The sequence below is a fragment of the Hyphomonadaceae bacterium ML37 genome (genome assembly GCA_027627685.1).
Classification (GTDB): domain Bacteria; phylum Pseudomonadota; class Alphaproteobacteria; order Caulobacterales; family Maricaulaceae; genus Oceanicaulis.
Map to the genome: position 1 here is coordinate 932,662 of CP091241.1, position 18,922 is coordinate 951,583.

Annotated in this window: 18 protein-coding genes; 10 read left to right on the plus strand and 8 right to left on the minus strand. The window is 66.9% G+C overall.

Annotated features, from left to right (window positions below):
• Positions 1 to 59: 59 nt before the first annotated feature.
• Complete coding sequence (locus L2D01_04620) at positions 60 to 1,154, plus strand: isoaspartyl peptidase/L-asparaginase (GenBank protein WBQ11071.1); 1,095 nt, start codon at positions 60 to 62, stop codon at positions 1,152 to 1,154.
• Positions 1,155 to 1,169: 15 nt separating this feature from the next.
• On the opposite strand, the gene L2D01_04625 is transcribed toward L2D01_04620, so the two are convergent.
• The 3 genes from L2D01_04625 to L2D01_04635 all read right to left on the minus strand — a co-directional run bounded on the left by L2D01_04625 (position 1,170) and on the right by L2D01_04635 (position 5,129).
• The gene (locus L2D01_04625) at positions 1,170 to 2,117 is read right to left on the minus strand and encodes a hypothetical protein (protein ID WBQ11072.1); all 948 of its coding nucleotides are present in this window, start codon (positions 2,115 to 2,117) and stop codon (positions 1,170 to 1,172) included.
• Positions 2,118 to 2,240: 123 nt separating this feature from the next.
• Entirely contained in the window at positions 2,241 to 3,734 is a 1,494-nt protein-coding gene (locus tag L2D01_04630; protein ID WBQ11073.1) for a peptidase S10, read from the minus strand.
• 138 nt (positions 3,735 to 3,872) lie between these two features.
• Complete coding sequence (locus tag L2D01_04635; GenBank protein WBQ11074.1) at positions 3,873 to 5,129, minus strand: hypothetical protein; 1,257 nt, start codon at positions 5,127 to 5,129, stop codon at positions 3,873 to 3,875.
• Positions 5,130 to 5,278: 149 nt separating this feature from the next.
• On the opposite strand from L2D01_04635, the gene tyrS reads away from it, so the two are divergent.
• Complete coding sequence (gene tyrS / locus L2D01_04640) at positions 5,279 to 6,562, plus strand: tyrosine--tRNA ligase (protein WBQ11075.1); 1,284 nt, start codon at positions 5,279 to 5,281, stop codon at positions 6,560 to 6,562.
• Positions 6,563 to 6,583: 21 nt separating this feature from the next.
• Here the strand turns inward: tyrS and L2D01_04645 are convergent, their stop codons facing one another.
• Together L2D01_04645 and L2D01_04650 are read right to left on the minus strand one after the other, a co-directional pair.
• Positions 6,584 to 7,414, minus strand: coding sequence for a hypothetical protein (locus L2D01_04645; GenBank protein WBQ11076.1), 831 nt, complete (start codon positions 7,412 to 7,414; stop codon positions 6,584 to 6,586).
• A gap of 199 nt (positions 7,415 to 7,613) precedes the next feature.
• On the minus strand, positions 7,614 to 8,135 hold the full coding sequence (locus L2D01_04650; GenBank protein ID WBQ11077.1) for a hypothetical protein: 522 nt from the start codon (positions 8,133 to 8,135) through the stop codon (positions 7,614 to 7,616).
• Between L2D01_04650 and L2D01_04655 the strand changes: the two genes are divergently transcribed.
• A complete protein-coding gene (locus L2D01_04655) occupies positions 8,121 to 8,918 on the plus strand; it encodes a hypothetical protein (protein ID WBQ11078.1) in 798 nt (265 codons plus the stop codon). The genes L2D01_04650 and L2D01_04655 overlap by 15 nt on opposite strands.
• A gap of 105 nt (positions 8,919 to 9,023) precedes the next feature.
• Positions 9,024 to 10,286 carry a hypothetical protein gene (locus tag L2D01_04660; GenBank protein WBQ11079.1) on the plus strand — a complete coding sequence of 421 codons (1,263 nt, stop codon included), beginning with the start codon at positions 9,024 to 9,026 and terminating at the stop codon, positions 10,284 to 10,286.
• On the opposite strand, the gene L2D01_04665 is transcribed toward L2D01_04660, so the two are convergent.
• From L2D01_04665 to L2D01_04675, 3 genes are all read right to left on the minus strand, one after another.
• A complete protein-coding gene (locus L2D01_04665; GenBank protein WBQ11080.1) occupies positions 10,275 to 11,282 on the minus strand; it encodes a hypothetical protein in 1,008 nt (335 codons plus the stop codon). The two genes, L2D01_04660 and L2D01_04665, sit on opposite strands and share 12 nt — an antisense overlap.
• A 10-nt stretch (positions 11,283 to 11,292) precedes the next feature.
• Entirely contained in the window at positions 11,293 to 11,892 is a 600-nt protein-coding gene (recR, locus tag L2D01_04670; protein WBQ11081.1) for a recombination mediator RecR, read from the minus strand.
• A gap of 183 nt (positions 11,893 to 12,075) precedes the next feature.
• Positions 12,076 to 12,375, minus strand: coding sequence for a GIY-YIG nuclease family protein (locus L2D01_04675; GenBank protein WBQ11082.1), 300 nt, complete (start codon positions 12,373 to 12,375; stop codon positions 12,076 to 12,078).
• Positions 12,376 to 12,681: 306 nt separating this feature from the next.
• Here L2D01_04675 and L2D01_04680 point away from each other — a divergent pair, with 306 nt between their 5' ends.
• The 6 genes from L2D01_04680 (at position 12,682) to L2D01_04705 (ending at position 18,866) form a co-directional block, all read left to right on the plus strand.
• Positions 12,682 to 13,911 (plus strand): 3-methyl-2-oxobutanoate dehydrogenase (2-methylpropanoyl-transferring) subunit alpha, encoded by a 1,230-nt coding sequence (locus tag L2D01_04680; GenBank protein ID WBQ11083.1) that lies wholly within the window; start codon positions 12,682 to 12,684, stop codon positions 13,909 to 13,911.
• Between the two features lie 2 nt (positions 13,912 to 13,913).
• Positions 13,914 to 14,927 carry an alpha-ketoacid dehydrogenase subunit beta gene (locus tag L2D01_04685; protein WBQ11084.1) on the plus strand — a complete coding sequence of 338 codons (1,014 nt, stop codon included), beginning with the start codon at positions 13,914 to 13,916 and terminating at the stop codon, positions 14,925 to 14,927.
• A 4-nt stretch (positions 14,928 to 14,931) separates the two neighbouring features.
• A complete protein-coding gene (locus L2D01_04690; GenBank protein ID WBQ11085.1) occupies positions 14,932 to 16,302 on the plus strand; it encodes a 2-oxo acid dehydrogenase subunit E2 in 1,371 nt (456 codons plus the stop codon).
• Between the two features lie 238 nt (positions 16,303 to 16,540).
• Positions 16,541 to 16,804 (plus strand): CorA family divalent cation transporter, encoded by a 264-nt coding sequence (locus L2D01_04695; GenBank protein ID WBQ11086.1) that lies wholly within the window; start codon positions 16,541 to 16,543, stop codon positions 16,802 to 16,804.
• A gap of 81 nt (positions 16,805 to 16,885) precedes the next feature.
• A complete protein-coding gene (lpdA, locus tag L2D01_04700) occupies positions 16,886 to 18,313 on the plus strand; it encodes a dihydrolipoyl dehydrogenase (GenBank protein ID WBQ11087.1) in 1,428 nt (475 codons plus the stop codon).
• Positions 18,314 to 18,530: 217 nt separating this feature from the next.
• A complete protein-coding gene (locus L2D01_04705) occupies positions 18,531 to 18,866 on the plus strand; it encodes an energy transducer TonB (protein ID WBQ11088.1) in 336 nt (111 codons plus the stop codon).
• Positions 18,867 to 18,922 lie beyond the last annotated feature (56 nt).

Sequence of the window (18,922 nt, forward strand, 5' to 3'; positions counted from 1 at the left end):
CTTGCCTTGGCGCTCCGGGAGTGGTGGTCTGACGGGAACAGGAATCTCGGGAGCCCGCCATGATCCGCCGCCATCTGACCACAGCCATCACCTGCGCCGTCACCGCCGCCGCCAGCCTTCTGGGGGCCGCCGGCGCATACGCGCAGGACGCAGAGGGTCCCATTGATGCCCGTCCCGACTGGGCGCTGGTGCTGCATGGCGGGGCCGGTGTCATCGAGCGCGGCGACATGGATGAGGCGACTGAAGCGGCCTATCGCAGCGCGCTGGGTGATGCGCTGGCGCTGGGCGCGTCCATGCTGGAGGCCGGCGCCCCGGCGATGGACGTGGTGGAGGCCATGATCCAGTCGCTGGAAGATGATCCGCTGTTCAATGCCGGGCGCGGCGCCGTGTTCACGTCAGAAGGCCGCATCGAGCACGACGCGTCTGTGATGCGCGCCTCTGACATGCAGGCCGGCGCTGTCGCGGGCGTGCGCGGCGTGCGCCACCCGATCTCGCTGGCGCGCGCGGTGATGGAGGACAGCCCCCATGTGATGCTGCAGGGCGCCGGCGCGGAAAGCTTCGCCGACGATCAGGGTCTGGAGCGTATCGAAGAGAGCTATTTCTTCACCGAGCGCCGCTGGCGCGCCATGGAGCGTCAGGTCCAGTCCATGGGCCTGCCCGTACCACCGCGCCCTGACGGCGCGCCGGAGCCCGAGCCGGTGCGCGAGGGATTGTTGGAGCAGATGGACCGCGAGCACCGCTTCGGCACCGTGGGCGTGGTGGCGCTGGACCGCTCCGGCGAGATGGTGGCGGGCACCTCCACCGGCGGCACCACCGCCAAACGCTGGGGCCGGGTGGGCGATTCGCCGGTGATCGGCGCGGGCACGTATGCGGGCGGCGATTGCGGCGTGTCGGCCACGGGCACCGGCGAGTATTTCATCCGCCTGTCGGTGGCCGCGCGCATCTGCGCGCGCATCGAACTGGCGGGCGAGGACGGTCAGACGGCGGCCGATACAGTCATCCGCGACGAGCTCACCGCCATGGGCGGTGATGGCGGGGTGGTGATGCTCCATGCCGGCGCGCCGCTTTGGAGTTTCAACACCTCAGGCATGTACCGCGCCGCGCAAGTGGCCGACGGCGAGCCGGTGGTGGCGATCTTTGAGGACGAGGGCTAGGGGGCAGCCCGCCCCTCAGCGCCTGCGGCGGGTGTTCGGATCCTGAGCCAGCGCCGTGACGTGCTCCAGAAAGGCATGGGTCGGGGTCACGCCGAACAGGGGGTGGAAGTCGGTGTCATACGGCACCAGGCGCACACCGGGCACGTCCGCCAGATTTGTGGCGTGCAGAATGTCGACCGGGTGCTGGGCGGGGTAGTGCAGATGGGCGGCGCCCTGCCAGCCTTCGAACATGGGCCGCACGTCCAGCGGCCGGCCCGGAATGCGCGAATTCATGCGGTCGCGCATCAGCGCCACGCGCGTCTCCTCGGGCGGATGGTGGGTGCCGGCTGAATAGGTCAGCGCATTGGCGACCCGCGACGTGGCGGCGAATTGCAGGGCTGGAAAGCCGGACGCTGAATTGCCCACGTAAAAGGCGAAATCATAGGGTTCCGCCTGCGACTCGATCCAGTCGAGGCCTTCGCGCAGGCGGCCATAGAAGGAGCCAAAGCCGCGCTGGAAGATGAGATTCTGCCGGTCGCCCAGCAGCAGCATGGACATGTCCAGCTGGCGCAGCGCGCGCCAGATGAAGAACTCGCCCCATTGCACGCTGCGTGACGCGCCCGCAGACCGCGTGAGCATGATCGCCAGGCCGGTGGCGCCGCTGCGGAACATGCGCGCGCCGTCATGGGGCTGGAGCACCTCGCCCGAGCGGGCGAACAGGCGCAGCTCGGCCATGTCGGTGCGTTCCTCGCGCTCTCGAAAAGAGCCTTCGAAAACCAGGTCGTCGGGCAGGCGCGCCGTGAAACTTTCGCAGGCGCTCAGGAAGGAGGGGATGCCAAACGGCGCGCGTTGCTTCCACAAAGTCTGCAGCAACATGTGAAGACGTGAGAACGCCGCAGAGCCATGCACCTCATAGGACTTCATCAGCCCATCGACATGGGCCTCGATCGCCTCCCTCGGCGCGTCTTCTGCCAGTGTAGCCATCGAATTACCCTTCCGCCGCCAATCAGGCTTTGACCGCCGGTTGTAACTCGAATCAGGCTCCCCCGCCAATTGGTGCGATGTCAACTTTGAAGGGCGCGGCCTCGCGCACCGCGTGCCCGCGCGTCAGCGCACAAACGCCCGCACATCGCGCGCCAGCGCCTCGATGGAGGGCTGGTGCAGATACATCATGTGGCCAGCCTCGTAATAGGTCAGCGTCACCCGCTCCCGGTCAAAGCCGGGACGGTTGAACACCAGCTCCACCGGATAGAAGGGCGTGGCCTGATCATAGAGGCCGTTGGCGGCAAGGACGCGCAGATCATCGTTCTGGCGCATCGCGCGCTCCAGCCAGGGCGCGACATTGACGAAGGAATTGCGTCCGCCGGCCTCGCCCGCATCCCAGTTCCAGGTGGGAACCCCGCCCAGCGTCACGTAGGGCGTGGTGATCTCGACACCCAGATTGCGGGTGAAGTGATCCAGCATGGCGGCGGTATAGGCGCCGTCAATGCCATAGCCGGACGGGTCGCCTTCCGGCCCCTCGCTGACCGCGTCCGGCTCAACGCCGGTAAAGCGGGAATCAAACCGGCCCACCGACAGGCCCTGATCGCGAAGGAGCTCGGTGCGGAAGCGGGTGAGGTTCACGCGCAGATTGGCGCGCGTCACATAATCAGCCGAGAGGCCGGTGAACGCGGCGTAGCGTGCGGCGATCTCGCGCTGGCGGGCCTCGGGCAGGGACTGGCCGCGCAGGATGGCGGGCAGGTATTCATCGCTGGCGAAGCTGCGCGCCTCGTCGAGGAAGCGCGCCCGGTCGCCGCCCCAGGCGGCCTGGTCGACCCGGTCATGATACCAGGCGGTGGCGGCAAAGCCGGGAATCGCGGCGGCGAAGGCGATCTCGTTTCCCGCACTGGTCCGGTTCAGCGAGAAGTCCAGAATGGTGGACACCAGCACCACGCCATTGATGGATACATCATTCCAGCCCAGCTCCATCTGGCGCATCAGCGCGCCGATGCGGGTCGTGCCATAGCTTTCGCCGATCAGGTATTTGGGCGAGTTCCAGCGGCGGTGCTCGGCGAGCCAGCGGCGGATGAACTGGCTGATCGCCTCGGCGTCTTCATTGACTCCCCAGAATGTCGAGCCTTCGGTCTCGCCCAGCGTGCGGCTCCAGCCGGTCCCGACCGGATCGATGAACACCAGATCAGCCCGGTCCAGCAGGGTTTCGGGGTTCTCGCGCACATCAAACGGCGCGGCGCCATCGTCTTCAGCGTCCGAGGGCAGCACCACGCGCTGGGGCCCGAACACGCCCATGTGCAGCCAGAGCGAAGCCGAGCCGGGCCCGCCATTGAAGATGAAGGCGACAGGGCGCGTGCGCGGATCAGTGACGCCCTCGCGCAGATAGGTGGTGTGGAAGATCGCCGCGGTCGGCTTGTTCTCTGCGTCGCGCAGGAACATCTCGCCCGCGATGGCGCGGTAGCGGATGCGCTGGCCATTGGCGGTGACCTGACCTTGAGTTTCCCAAATGCGCGGCTCGCTCTGCTGCGGCGTGCCCGAATCGTCTGCAACGGCGGCGGGCGCGGCGGCGAGCAGCACGGCGCCCAGCGCCAGAATGGCCAAACGGATCATGGTCTTCCTCCCCGGGAGCTATCGAATGTTCCAGGGCGCAATGGAGACGCGATGGCCGGTCGGGTCAAGCGCGCGGCGGTCACGCTGGCGTGATGGCGGCCGGCGGACAATCCGCCAGCCGCGCCACCACAGACTCCGCTAGTTCAGGCGCTCCGTCACGCCAGGCACGCCGGCCTGCGCGGCCAGACCGGTCAGGTCATGGACCTCGCCCGACCAGGGGGTAAGCGGCGCCGAGCCGGCGATGGCGATGTAGTAGTCGGTGATTTCGGCCGCCGGCCCGCCATAGAAGAAGGGCAGAATGGGCGTGAGATAGCCGCTGACCGCGCTCAGCCGCGGGCCATCCACGTAGGGGCTGCCTTCGCCCGATATGCGGAAGGCCGCCACCCGCGCCTCGCCCATCGACGCTTTGAGATCATTGATGCCGCGCATGCGATAGAGCAGCGGGACGTCATAATTGATCGGCAGGCCCACATAATTGGCGCCGCTATCGCCCTGCATGGGCTCGGGCAGGGCCTGCGCGGGCAGCATGTTGACGCACTCATCGATGCACAGCGTGTTGAGCGCGGCGACCGAGCCTTCGAAAGCCCCGCCCTCGCCGTTGAGATACATGGCCAGGGTTGGCGCATCGTTCACGCTTGTCTTGCTGGAATGTCCGAGGCCCCAGAGGCCGTAGAAATGACGCTCCGGGTCCAGCGCCGCGACGGTGAGGGCGTGATTGACCATGTGGGTGTAGCGCGAGGCGCCTGCCTCGAATTCCAGCGCCCGGGCGCCCAGCTGCGCATTAAGCGCCTGAACCGCGCCGAAGCTGCCAAAGCCCGGCTCCGCACCTTCGGGGCGCTCGGCGCTGAGGGCGGCGAGGCGGTCAACATCGCCCAGCCGGTCAATGCCGACAAACCAGATCCGGCGCGCCTCGGGCAGGGCGGCGTTGAGGTCGCGCAGCCGCTGAAGCTTGGCGAAAAATTCCTGATTGGCCCATTGGGCGTCGATCTGGGCCCAGGCGTCGAACACGCCGCGCGCCGCCGTCTCGTCGCCGGTTTCAAGATAGAGATTGAACGCCATGGCCTGATCGGGACCCAGCTCTGCCAGATAGGTGCGCGCCGGGCCTTCGCTGGCGAAATACTCCACAAGCGCCAGATCAAGGGCCTGCACCGCGCGGAAGCCATGCATCTCGCCGAGCATCACGAAGCGGGCTCCATGGATGCTGTCATCAAACTGGAAACCGGGCGCCTCGGCGGTGAGATCGATCCCGGTGCGGTTCGCGTCCAGCCAGGCGCGATGGTCGCCGCCGCCGAACCGGTCCTGCACGACCGGCCAGAAGGGAAGGGCGATGACGCCCGCAATGAGCAGAAGAATGAGCAGGAAGATCGCGCCCAGCACTTTCAGGATTAACTTCATCGTCCCCTCCCCAGGCGTCGCTGGCGCATCCCCTCGACGCACCGCAGCATACGATGATGCAGGCAAGCGCTGGCGCGTTGCAAACGAAAGGTGGCGCGGCTAAGCCGGAATTGCAGTCCTGCGTTCACCCAGCCAATCTCTGAAGCGCCATGACCCTGACTCTCGCTGATCCCGCCAAGACGCCCTTTCTCGCCGATCTTGAGGCGCGCGGGCTGCTGCATCAGAAGACGCCAGAACTCACCGATGCGCTGATCGCGGCCGAACGACCACCGCTCTATGTCGGGTTTGACCCCAGCGCGCCGAGCCTGCATGCCGGCAACCTCATTCCGCTGCTGGGGATGGACCGGTACCGGCGCCGGGGCGGGCAGGTGATCGTGCTGCTGGGCGGGGCCACCGGCATGATCGGCGATCCGTCCGGCAAGGACGCCGAGCGCAATCTGCAGGCCGAAGAGGCGGTGCTGGCCAATATCGCCAGCCAGCGCAAACAGTTCGAAGCCCTGTTCGCCGCGACGGACGGCCAGGCGCCGATCTTCGTGAACAATGCCGACTGGTATCGCGGCATGGATGTGATCGCCTTCCTGCGCGAGGTGGGCAAGCATTTCTCGGTCAATGCGATGCTGCAAAAGGACTCGGTGAAGAACCGCATCGAGAATCGCGAGCAAGGCATCAGCTTCACCGAGTTCACCTATGCGCTTTTGCAGGGGTATGACTTCGTACACCTGCACCGCGCTTATGGCTGCCGCATCCAGATGGGCGGGTCGGATCAGTGGGGTAATATTGTCGGCGGGGTTGATCTGATGCGCCGCATGGAAGGCGTGCAGGGCCACGCCCTGACCTATTCCCTGCTGACCAATTCCGAAGGCAAGAAATACGGCAAGAGCGAAAAGGGCGCGGTCTGGCTCGATCCCGATCTGACCAGCCCGTACGAGTTCTACCAGTTCTGGCTCAACTCCGCCGACGCCGACACGCCCAAATTCCTGGCCTGGCTAACCGATATTGATCTGGGTTATCTGGAAGCGCTCAAAGCCTCCCCGGCCCATGAGCGCCGCCCGCAAAAGGCGCTGGCCGAGCTGTTGACCGCGCGTGTGCATGGCGCGCGCGCAGCTGCCCTGGCCGAAGAGGCGAGTGCGGTGATCTTCTCTGGCAAGTCAGACAGTCTGAGCGCGGAGCTGACTGCCATGATCGCGCGCGCCGTGCCGACGCTGGAAGCGGGCGAGGGCCCGTGCGTGCTGATCGATGCGATGGTGGCGCTGGGGGCTGCAGCCTCAAAGGGCGAGGCGCGGCGGCTTATCCAGCAAAATGCGGTGTCGGCCAATGGCGCGAAACTGAACGAGGAAGGCGCTGACCTGCGTGATCACCGGGCTGGCGCGGGCGCCGTGGTGCTCTCGGTGGGCAAGGCCAAACGCTTCCTCGTCCGGTTCGATCGTCAGTAGGCGGATACGGGTTGGCGCAGCCTAGTAGGCCGGGCGCCAGACGCCGTCAGCGCCTTCGCACATCAGGACCTGAGCGCCATTGCCAGCGCCCATGTGGCGGCAGTTGGAGCCATAGGCCGGGGCATAGCCCGCGCCGGCGGTCTGGACATGGGCCTGGGACTGGTGCGGCGTCTGATAGCCGTAGTCCTCGCCGCCCAGAAGCCCGCCGGACTGCGAGCCGGCATAGGCGTCATAGCCATAGCCATAGCCGTCATCCTGGCCCGCATAGGCGTCATAGCCGTAGCCCTGCTGGCTGTAGGTTTGCTGGTGGCCATAGGACTGCTGCTGGTAGGCGCCCTGGCTGTAAGGCTGTTGATAGGGCTGCTGGTAACCGCCCTGATAGCCGCTCTGGTAGCGGCCGCCGGCCTGGCCGTAGCCGCCGCGCTGGCGCGGGAACTGGTTGCAGTCGGTGTTGCCGGTGATGGCCGCGCCGGCCAGGGCGCCGATGGCGCCGCCGGCGATCACGGCGCCGGAGTTCGACCGGTTGGAGCTCTGCGGCTGCGGCTGGTGATAGCGCCCGCGATATCCGCCATGGCGTCCGCCGCGGTATCCACGGTGGTTATAGCGCGGGGGCGGCGCGGTGTTGCGCGGTTCGGTCGCGTTATGCACCTGCGCACCCACAACGGCGCCCAGCAACCCGCCGACCACCGCGCCCGTCACCGAGCGGTTCTGCTGCTGGCGCACGCACTGTTCGTAGGTCATCGTCGAGGTCTGATAACCATAGGACTGCGACTGGTAGTGCTGGGCCGAAGCGTGCGGCGCTGCAAAGGCGGCGGCGGACACGGCGGCGAGGGATACGAGGGCGTATTTCATATCGGTCTCCTTGGCTGACCGGGCGGAGGCGGGACCTCCATCCGAAATCTTACGCAAATCCTAAGCCTTTGGCGATGAGCCTGAGATGAACGGCGCATGGACCTCTCATTCATCCCGGAAAAAAGCAGAAGCGGGCCCGGCGAAAAGCCGGACCCGCTTGCCCTGTCCCCGGTCATGTCCCCCCGGACTGCCCGAGCCGTTATTGCAGGCGGGCGACCTGCCACTGGCCGTAACCGTCGCGGCACATGCGCACCCGGTCATAGGCGACCTGACCGTTGGGCATGAAGATCTCCGCGTCGCCCCAGCGGCACTGGCGCGAGTTCCAGGTGTGGTAGTCGCGGGCATAGACCACGCCGCGCACGCCTGAATGCGGGTTGTGCCAGTAAAACGGGTTGCCCGAACTGAACGACTGGTGGACGCCATAGGTGTAGTGGCCCCGGTCGCAATCGTTCAGCGAGGCGCCGATGCCCGCGCCCAGCAGGCCGCCGCCCAGATAGCCGTAGGCGTCGCCATCACTGACCACAGCCCCGAACAGGGCGCCGATCAGCGCGCCTGCGATCACCGAGTCGCCGCTCGGACGGCAGAAGCTGTCCACATAGTTGAAAGTGCGGCTGGAGTAATGCGTCTGGTAGCGGGTGTGGTAGCGCCAGTTATTGCGCACCGGGTAGTGGTTGATGTGCCGGTAGACGACCCGGGTGCGCGGCGCGTGGTGGAGGTGCACCGTGCGGTGGCGCTGCGGCTGATATCGCTGATGGCGCGGCGGCGTATAGTGACGCGGCGGCTGGCGGTGTTGCTGATACTGGCGGCGCGGCGGATGCGCGCCGGGATGGGCGCCGCGATTACGGTGCTCCACGTGCGGACGGCGCGGCTGGTGGCCGGCCTGCGGCCCGCGCTGCGGGTGTCCGCCACGGGCGTGGGGCGGACGATTGCGGTCCGGCTGAACGCCGGGCCGGTGGCCGCGCTGGGGTCCGCGGCTTTCAGGACCGCGCGGTTGATTTTCGACAGCGGGATGGACGCCGCGCCGGTTTTGCCACTGGCCGCGGGGATTTTGCGCGCCGCGCGGATCCTGCCGCATGTCGCGGTGATCGGGACGCCGTGCGCCTTCAAGCTGGCGGCGGGGCACCGGATCGCTGTGCTGGCGCCGGGGCGGCGGGGCGGCGTTCTGGCGGTGCTGGGGCGGGGGCGCGCCGCGCTGCTGCTGGCGGGGAGGGGCGGCGCGTTCGGGACGGCGGTCCGGGCGGCCGGCGGCTTCACGGCGAGGTTCCTGACGGGCGCCGCGGCGATCACCGCTCTGCTGGCGCCGGTGTTCCTGACGGGCGCCGCGGCGCTCGCCGCGATCACGCTCCTGGGCCGTTTCGGCGGCGTGGGCGGACAGGGCGGCGGTCGGGACCGCCAGAAGCTCGGGCGCCGTGGCGAGTACCGCCGCCAGCGCCGTGGCTGCGAGGAGCTTGGTCATCATCGCGCAGGGCCTTTCTGTTCAGGCGCCGGGACAAGGTCCGGCTGATTAACACACGTTAAGGATCGCGACCTGACCCGAACATGAACGCGACAGTCATGTGACGTGTTCCATGGCTTGACCGGCGCGCCCGCCAGCGTCAGACACCGCGCCATGACCCGCAGACGCAAACCCGCTCCCCCGCCCCGGCGCCTGACCCTGACCGCGCAGTCGCTGGGCGCGCGCGGCGATGCGGTTTTGCCCGGTCCTGTCTATGCACCCGGGCTTCTGCCCGGCGAGAGCGCCGAGCTGGAGGTGCGCGGCGAGCGCGGGCGGGTGCTGCGCCGGCTGAGCGACTCCCCGGACCGCGTGACGCCGTTCTGCCCGGTGGCCGAACGCTGCGGCGGCTGCTCTGTGCAGCACATGGAGCTTGGCGCCTATCGCGCGTGGAAGCGGGGCCTGGTGGTGGAGGCGCTGCAGCGCGCCGGGGTCAGGGCCGAGGTTGGCGAGCTGATCGACGCCCATGGCGAGGGGCGCCGGCGGGCGACCTTTCACGCCATGAATTCAGGCGGGCGGCTGGTGTTCGGCTTCATGGAGCGGGCGGGCGACCAGATCGTCGACCTTCATGACTGCCCGGTCTCCCATCCCGCTATCCGCGCCGCCATCCCCGCCCTGCGCAAGCTTGCGAAGGCCGCCGCTCACCCCAAGCGAAAGCTGGAGATCGCCGTGGCGGCCAGCGATAGCGGCCTGGATGTGGCGCTGACGGGGGCGGACAAGCTCGATCTGGCCATGCGGGAAAGCGCGGCGGACAGCGCGGGGGATAATGACTGGGCGCGGGTGACAATCAACGGCGATCCGGTGTTCAAAATCGCCGATCCGGTGTTCAAAATCGGCTCTGTGGTGTTGTCACCGCCGCCTGGCGGGTTCCTGCAGGCGACGGCGGCGGGCGAGGCGGTGCTGGCGGGCATCGTGATGGATGCGGCGCAGGGCGCCACGCGGGTCATCGACCTCTATGCCGGATCCGGCGCCTTCGCCCTGCGCCTCGCTGCCCAGGCGCCGGTGCTGGCGGTGGAGGGCGATGACGGGCCGCTCAACGCCCTCAACCACGCCGCCCGGCGCACGCCGGGGCTGAAACCTGTCGAGGCCAAGGTGCGCGATCTGGCGCTGGAGCCGCTGAGCGTGAATGAGCTCGCCGGCGCCGATCTGGTCGTCCTCGACCCGCCGCGCGCGGGCGCCAAAACCCAGTGCGAGCGCCTGTCCGACAGCGCGGCGCCGGTGATCGTCTCGATCTCCTGCAACCCCGCCACCTTCGCCCGCGACGCCGCCATCCTGATCGAAGGCGGCTATCTCATGGGCCCCGTCACCCCCGTCGACCAGTTCGCCTGGACCGGCCATGTGGAAGTGGCGGCGGTGTTTCGGAGGCGGTCAGTCGTTTAGCACCCCCACCAGATACGGCAAACTCACATCCATGCGGTAGTCGATGCCGGAATGGTCGTCGGGGAATTCGTGGTAGTCGTGGGGCACGCCCAGCGCGTCGAGGCGGCGGTGGAGGCGGCGGGCGCCGTAGACCAGGTCGTACTGGTCCACATCGCCGCAATCGATGAACAGGCCCTTGAGCTGTTTGAGGGCGCTGTGATGGCGTTCCACCAGGGTGAGGGGGTCGAAGGCGAGCCAGTTGGCCCAGAGATCATCGATCCGCTCGCACGTGTCGTGGGTGACGGGCAGGCGCACGCCGAAGGGCTGGGACGGGTCGGGGTCGTAGGTGGCGGCCATGGCCAGGGTCATCAGGACGTGGATGTCGCCGCCGGACGGTTTCACGCTAGCCTCGAACGCCTCCATGAAGCCTTGCACCCCGCCCTTTTTGGCCAGCGCGCGCAGCACGGACGGGAACTCGCGCCCATAGCACAGCTCAAACGCCATATCGCCCGAATGGCAGGCGGCGGCGGCCCAGAAATCGGCGTGCAGCAGGGCGTGGGCGATGGCGCCATAGCCGCCCGAGCTTTTGCCGAACACCGCCCGGCGCCCGGCGCCGCCGCAATTAAAGCGCGCCTCCACGGCCGGCGTGAATTCGGTGATCAGCACATCCTCCCACGGCCCCATGACCGAGGAGTTCACATACTGATTGCCGCCCAGCCGCGTGAAACAGTCAGGAAAGGCCACCACCGCCGGCGCCATCAGGCCCGTCCCGATCAGCCGGTCGAGGCGTTCGGGGACGTTTTCGCCGAAATTCTTCCAGGCGGTATGGGACAGCCCGCTGCCGGTATAGCCGGTGAGGTCCACCAGAAGCGGCAAGCCGGCCCCGTCATGGCCGTGGGGCGTATAGACATCGATGGCGCGCGACGTGGGATCGCCGAGAAAATTGTCTTTCAGGAGCGCGCTGTCCACATGGATGCGGGTGAGGGTTCCGGCGGGGTGATTGTGGCGGGCGGTCATGAGGCCTCCTTCAGGCGGGACGGCGGCTGCGGAAGGCGGCGGCCAGCGTGCCATCGTCAAGGTAATCGAGCTCGCCGCCCACAGGAACGCCGCGCGCCAGCGAGGTAAGGGCGACGCCGGTTCCGGCCAGCTTGTCGGCGAGGAAATGGGCGGTGGTCTGGCCGTCCACCGTGGCGTTGAGGGCCAGAATGATCTCGCTGATCTCGTGGGAGCGCGCCCGCTCGATCAGGCGGGCGATGTTGAGTTCGTCCGGCCCGATGCCGTCAATCGCCGACAGGACCCCGCCCAGCACGTGATAGCGGCCCTTGAAGGCGCTGGCGCGCTCCAGCGCCCACAGATCGCTCACCGTCTCCACCACGCAGATCACCCCCGCCTCGCGGCGAGGATCGCGGCACACCGTGCACGGATCGGCCACATCGAGATTGCCGCACACCGAACAGGGCCGGACCTTGTCGGCGGTTTCGGCCAGGGCGTGAGCCAGCGGCAGCATCACCGTGTCGCGCTTTTGCAGCATTTGCAGCGCCGCGCGCCGCGCCGAGCGCGGGCCGAGCCCCGGCAGCTTGGCGAGCAGCTGGATCAGACGTTCAATCTCGGGTCCGGCCGCCGCCATGGGGCTTGCTCTCCGCAGGGAGGATGATTCGGTTGATGGCACTGTAGCGCGGACGTATGCGACTTTTGCAGCTGGTTGCTTGATAAAAGCATCCCTTCCCAGCGTTTCCCCGGCGTAAGCCGGGGCCCAGTGCGGCCCTGAATCCGGGTCACGGCTTTCGCCGGGAACACCCAAGGTGGGCGATCAAAACCAGTCCTCGTAGAGATCGCGCCAGTCCGGATTGGCCGCTTCGATAAGCTCCAGTTTCCAGCGCCGGCGCCATTCCTTGATCTGGAGCTCACGTTTGAGCGCGGCGCTCATCTGGCCGTGAAACTCATACCAGACCAGCCGGGTCACACGGTATTTTCGGGTGAACACCGAGCCCACGCCTTCGCGGTGCTGCCAGATGCGCCGAAGCGGAGATGAGGTGGAGCCGCAATAGAGCGTGCCATTGCGCCTGCTGGCCATCAGATACACGGAAGGCTGAAAGGGCTCTTCGCGCATGAGGCGAATGTAGCAGGGCTGCGCGCGTTTGCGAGCCAAATAATCCGTGTCGCCCTCATTGCGTGCCCCGGCGAACGCCTGGCTTTAGTGGTGCCGGTGATTCTGGGTCCCGGCTTGCGCCGGGAAAACGCAAGATTTGGAAACGCATGGAGGATCGATGGACGCCTGTGCCGCCCCCTCTGCTTCCCCCCTTCGCAGACGCAGCATGCGCTTCGCACCGGCCCGCGCGGTTGCCAAATCCGCTGCGTAGGGCTACCTCGCCCGCGCAAACGCCTTGCGGGGCAAGAAGAAACGTACGGACAATCCATGTCGAACGGACAGTCGCGCTTTCATGTGCCCACGCCGCCCTTTCGTCCCGGGGATGCGCCCGATTTCAGCTATCTGAACCTGCCCAAGGCGGGGACGGCCAAGCGCCCCGAGGCGCTGGCGTCCTGGCGCGAGACCAGCGATCTCGCGACAGGTCTGGTAGGTGTGCTGGACCATAACCACCAGGCGGTGGGCGACTGGGACCCGAAGCTGAGCCCGGAGCTGATGCGCGAGGGCTTGTCGCACATGGTGCTGACGCGCATTTATGACGAGCGCATGCTCAAGCTCCAGCGCCAGGGCAAGATGAGCTTCTACATGAAGTCCACCGGCGAGGAGGCCGTCGCCGTGGCCGCCGCCATGGCGCTGCGCCCCAATGACATGGTGTTCCCCAGCTATCGCCAGCAGGGGATTTTGTTCGCGCGCGGGCGCAATATCGTGGACATGATGTGCCACTGCATCTCCAACAGCCGCGATAATCTCAAAGGCCGCCAGCTACCGGTTCACTATGCGTGGGCGGAGGGGCATTTCTTCACCGTCTCGGGCAATCTGGGCACGCAGTTTCCGCAAGCCGTCGGCTATGCCATGGCCTGCGCCTACAAGGGCGAGGACCGGGTGGCGGCCAGCTGGATCGGCGACGGCACCACGGCTGAAGGAGATTTCCATGGCGCGCTGACGCTGGCGTCCACCTATCGCGCGCCGGTGATCCTGAATGTGGTCAATAACCAGTGGGCCATTTCCAGCCATCAGAATATCGCGCTGGGCGATGCGCCGACCTTCGCGTCCAAGGGGCTGGGCTATGGGCTGGCGTCCTTGCGCGTGGACGGCAATGACTTCCTGGCGGTGTATGCGGCCACGCAATGGGCCGCCGAGCGGGCGCGCAAGGGCGGCGGGGCGACGCTGATCGAGATGTTCACCTATCGCGCCGACGCGCACTCCACCTCCGATGATCCGTCCAAATACCGGCCCAAGACCGAAGCCGGCGTCTGGCCGCTGGGCGATCCGCTGGAGCGGCTCAAACAGCACCTGATCGGCAAGGGCGAGTGGGACGAGGCCCGCCACGACACGCTGGTGGAAGCGATGACCACGCTGGTGGTGAAATCCTATAAAGAGGCTGAAAGCCACGGCACGCTGCATGACGGCCCGCTCTCGCCCACGGAAAGCATTTTCGAGGACGTGTACGCGCGCCCCGACTGGCGCCTGCGCCGCCAGCGCCAGGATCTGGGGGTCTAGTCATGCCAGCGATGAACATTATTCAGGCGCTGAACTCGGCGATGGACGTGCTTCTGGACACCGACCCGGACGTCATCATCTTCGGCGAGGATGCCGGCTATTTCGGCGGTGTGTTCAAGGCCACGGACGGGCTGCAGGCGAAATACGGCCTCGACCGGGTGTTTGATGCGCCCATCAACGAGGCGGCCATCGCGGCCATGGCCATCGGCATGGCGGCGCGGGGGCTCAAACCCATCGCGGAGATCCAGTTCGCCGATTATATCTTTCCCGCCATTGACCAGATCGTGTCGGAGATGAGCCGCATCCGCTACCGCTCGGCGGGCCAGTTCACGTCCGGGTGCGTGGTGCGCAGCCCCTGGGGCGGCGGCATCCGTGGCGGCCAGACCCACTCCATGAGCCCGGAAGCCTTCTTCACCCATGTGCCCGGCCTGCAGGTGGTGGTGCCGTCCAACCCCTATGACGCCAAGGGCATGCTAATCGCGGCGGTGGAGAGCGGTGATCCGGTGATCTTTTTTGAACCCAAGCGCATCTATAATGGCCCGTTCGACGGCGTGCCCGACAAGCCGCTCGCCTCCTGGGCGCGCCATCCCAAGGGCGAGGTGCCCGAGGGTCGCTACACGGTGGAGCTGGGCAAGGCCGAAGTGGTGCGCGAAGGCTCGGCCTGCACGCTCATCACCTATGGCACGCTGGTGCATGTGGCCGAGGCCGCAGCCGAGCATTCGGGCCTTGATGTGGAGATCATCGATCTCAAATCGCTGGTCCCCTACGATATCGAGACCATCGCCGCATCGGTGAACAAGACCGGACGGGTGGTGGTCGCCCAGGAGGCGCCGCGCACGTCCGGCTTTGCCGCCGAGCTGGCCGCCCAGATCCAGGAAGAATGCTTCTACGCGCTGGAAGCGCCGATCTTCCGCCTGACAGGATGGGACACGCCCTATCCCCACGCCCATGAATGGGCCTATTTCCCGACGCGCGACCGCATGATCCGCGCGCTGAAAACCGTCACGGAGGCCTGAAGCCATGGCCGAATACACCTACAAGCTTCCCGATGTCGGCGAGGGCGTGGTCGAGGCCGAGATCGTCGAATGGCACATCAAGGAAGGTGACAAGGTCGTTGAGGACCAGCACATCCTGGATGTGATGACCGACAAGGCGACGGTAGAAATCCCCTGCGCGGTCAATGGCGTGGTGAAAAAGATCGTTGGCGAGCCCGGCGAGGTGCTGGCCGTGGGCACGGTCATCCTGGTGATCGAGATCGATGGGACGGCTCCGACGGAAGATGACGCGCCGGCCCCGGCTAAGGGTGAGGCCAAAGCGGATTCGTCACCTCCCCCGCCTGCGGAGGAGGTGTCCGCGAAGCGGACGGAGGGGGGAAGCGCCGCTTCCGAAAAACCCGACGCGCCCAAAGCCTCAGCTGCCCCCTCCGTCCCGGGTCAAGTCCGGGACACCTCCCCCGCAAGCGGGGGAGGAAAGGGTGCTGCGCCTGCCCCGTCACGCCCCTCCGGCGAGCGTCCGCTGGCGAGCCCCGCCGTGCGTCAGCGCGCGCTGGAGGCGGATATCGATCTGTCCGCCGTGCCGGGCTCCGGTCCGGCGGGACGGGTGACCCATGATGATCTGGATGATTTCATCGCCTCGGGCGGGCGGCTGGCGTCGCGTGCGGGCGCCACTGCACCGGGCCGTGCGCCGCGCACCGGGACCGAGACGATCAAGATCATCGGCCTGCGCCGCAAGATCGCCGAGAACATGGCGCTGGCCAAGCGCACCATCCCCCACATCGCCTATGTGGAGGAGATCGACCTCACCGCGCTGGAAGACCTGCGCGCCCATCTCAATGCTTCGCGTAAAGAGCGCCGCGAGAAGCTGACCATCATCCCCTTCCTGGTCACGGCGCTGACCAAAGCGGTCGTGGACGTGCCCCAGGCCAACGCCCATTACGACACCGAGAACGCGGTGCTCACTCAGTATCAGGGCGTGCATTGCGGCATCGCCGCGGCCACGCCCAAGGGCCTGATGGTGCCAGTGATCCGCCACGCCGAGGCGATGGACATCTGGCAGATCGCCGCCGAGGTCAAACGCCTGGCCGAAGCTGCGCGCACCGGCAAGGCGACCAAGGAGGAGCTGTCAGGCTCCACGATCACGATCACCTCGCTGGGCGCCATGGGCGGCATCGTCACCACGCCGGTGATCAACCATCCCGAGACGGCGATCATCGGCGTCAACAAGCTGCAGGTCCTGCCGCGCTATAACGCCGAGGGCCAGATCACGCCGCGCAAGATCATGAATCTCTCCTCCAGCTTTGATCACCGCATCGTGGACGGCTACGAAGCCGCCCGCCTGATCCAGGCGGTGAAAGCCTATCTGGAGCATCCCGCGACGCTTTTCATGGAGTAGGGGGGCCTAAAGCCCTTCATCCTTATTTGTTTTCCCGGGCGAGCGGAGCGAGACCCGGGATCCATCCACCAAGCCTCTCCAAAGCACAGGCGGTCCAAACCTGACGGGATGGGTCCCGGATCGGCTACGCCGTCCGGGAAAACAAGTTTGGTGGAGCGGAGTCTTGTGCCCCCGCTTCCCCTTCGCCCCGCAAACCCTCATGATCAAGCCGCGTCAACCAGCCCCAGGAGCACCCCCCATGCGTATCGCGCTCGCCGTTCTCGTGATCCTGCTGGCCCTGACCGGCTGCGCCGAGCCTGTGGCGGGCGGGGTGCAGGCGGGGGCGCCGGGCTTCCTGTATGGTCTGGCCCATGGATTCCTTCTGCCCTTCACCTTCATCGCCGGGTTTTTCATGGAGGTGGCGGTCTACGCCTCGCCCAATAATGGCTGGCCCTATGATCTGGGCTTTCTGATCGGGGTGATGGTGTTCTTTGGCGGCTCGGCCGGGTCGGCGCGGCGGTAGGGAAGGCGCTGCCGGGTTCCCCTCGGAGCGCTGACCGGTTAGATCGGGCGCGATATCCTCTTGAGCCAAAAGGACGCCCCCATGCCCCAGCGCCAAACCCGCCAATGTCAGGTTCTCGTCGTGGGTGGCGGGCCGGGCGGATACCCGGCTGCGATCCGCGCGGGGCAGCTGGGGCTGGACACGGTGATCGTGGACAAGGCGGGGCTGGGTGGCACATGCCTTAATCGCGGCTGCATCCCGTCGAAAGCCTTCATCCACGCCGCGTCGAAGTTCGAGGAGATGCGCCATCTGGCGGATAAGGCCGACATGGGCCTGTCGCTCAGCGCGGCGCCGCAGCTCGACATGGCGGGGCTGACGGCTTGGAAGGACACCATCGTCAACAAGCTCACCAAGGGCGTGGGCCAGCTTCTCAAAGCCGCCAGGGTCGAAGCGGTCAATGGCTGGGCGGTGTTTAGAAACGCCAAAACCTGCGTGGTGACGCTGGCCGATGGCGGCGAGCTGGAGATCACCGCCGAGCACGTGATCCTGGCCACGGGGTCGAAGGAAACCGAACTGCCCTTCATGAAGTTCGGCGGCGCGGTGATCGGATCGACCCAGGCGCTGGAGCTGACCGAGCTGCCGCAAAAACTGGTGGTGGTCGGCGGCGGCTATATCGGGCTGGAGCTGGGCATCGCGTTCCGCAAGCTCGGCAGTGCGGTGACGATGGTCGAAGCGCTCGACCGCATCGTGCCGCTCTATGATTCCGAGCTGACGCGCCCGGTCACCATGTGGCTGAAGAAGAACAAGGTCGATCTCCACCTCAAATCCAAGGCCAAGGGCGTGGTGGAGGAGGGCGGAAAGACCTTCCTGGAGTTCGAGACCGCAAACGGCGAGACCCAGCGTATCGAAGCGGACAAAATCCTGGTTTCGGTGGGCCGCAAGCCGGTCACCGAGGGCTGGGGGCTGGAAACCATGGGCGTCGATATGGACGGGCCGTTTGTGAAGATCGACGGCCAGTGCCGCACCGCCATGCGCGGCGTCTACGCCATTGGCGATCTGACCGGCGAGCCGTTGCTGGCGCACAAGGCGACCGCGCAAGGCGAAGCCGTGGCCGAGATCATCGCCGGGAAGAAGCGCCGCTTTGATCCCGCCGCCATCGCCGCGGTGTGCTTTACCGAGCCCGAACTGGTGGGCGCCGGGCTGACGCCGGATGAAGCGAAAGCCAAAGGCGAAGAGGTGATCACCGGCAAATTCCCGCTGGCGGCGTCAGGCCGGGCGCTGACCATGGAGGGCGGCGCCGATGGCGGCTTTGTGCGCGTCACCGCGCGCAAGAGCGATCATGTGATCCTGGGCATTCACGCCGTGGGCAAGCATGTGTCCGAGCTGTCGGGCGAGTTCGCCCTGGCGCTGGAAATGGGCGCGCGTCTGGAAGACATCGCGGGCACGATCCACGTGCACCCGACGTTGACCGAAGCCTTCGCCGAAAGCGCGCTGGCCGCCCTGGGCCACCCGATCCACATCTCCGCCTGACACCGGCGATTCAACGCGCGGCACGCAGCGCCAAGCCGGGCTGCGCAACCGCACACTGCATACGCGTATTCATCGCCTGTGTTAAGTGAACGGCAACAGCTTCACATCATCCTTCCATGCGTCCGGACAGGCGAGGCGGCCGATCCCCCCCGCCTGTCCGGACGGACTTGCTCAGGCCGCCAACGGGGGCGGCTTTACGGACACCGGGAGGGGTGTGATGGCGAAACATCTGTCTGCAATGGCGCTTGCCTTGAGTCTGGCTGCGGGCCTTGGCGCCGCGCCGGCGCTGGCCGCCGATGAGGCTCGGGAACTGGTGAGCTTTGAGGCGCCGGAATTTCCGCGCGCGGCGCACCGGCGCAATCTCGAGGGGCATGTCACCGTGCGCTACACCGTGACCGAAGACGGCGCGGTCACCGATGTGGAAGTGGTCGAGGCCACCCCGGCCGGCGTGTTCGAGCGCGCTGTGCTGCGCGCGCTGGAAGCCTGGCGCTACGCCGCCGCCGAGCGCACCGACACGCTGGAGCGCCGGTTCGATTTTGCTCTGGCCGGCTAGACACTGACACGGCGCGGCGCGGCCTTAATGGCTGCGCCGGGCTTTTCGCGCCTTGC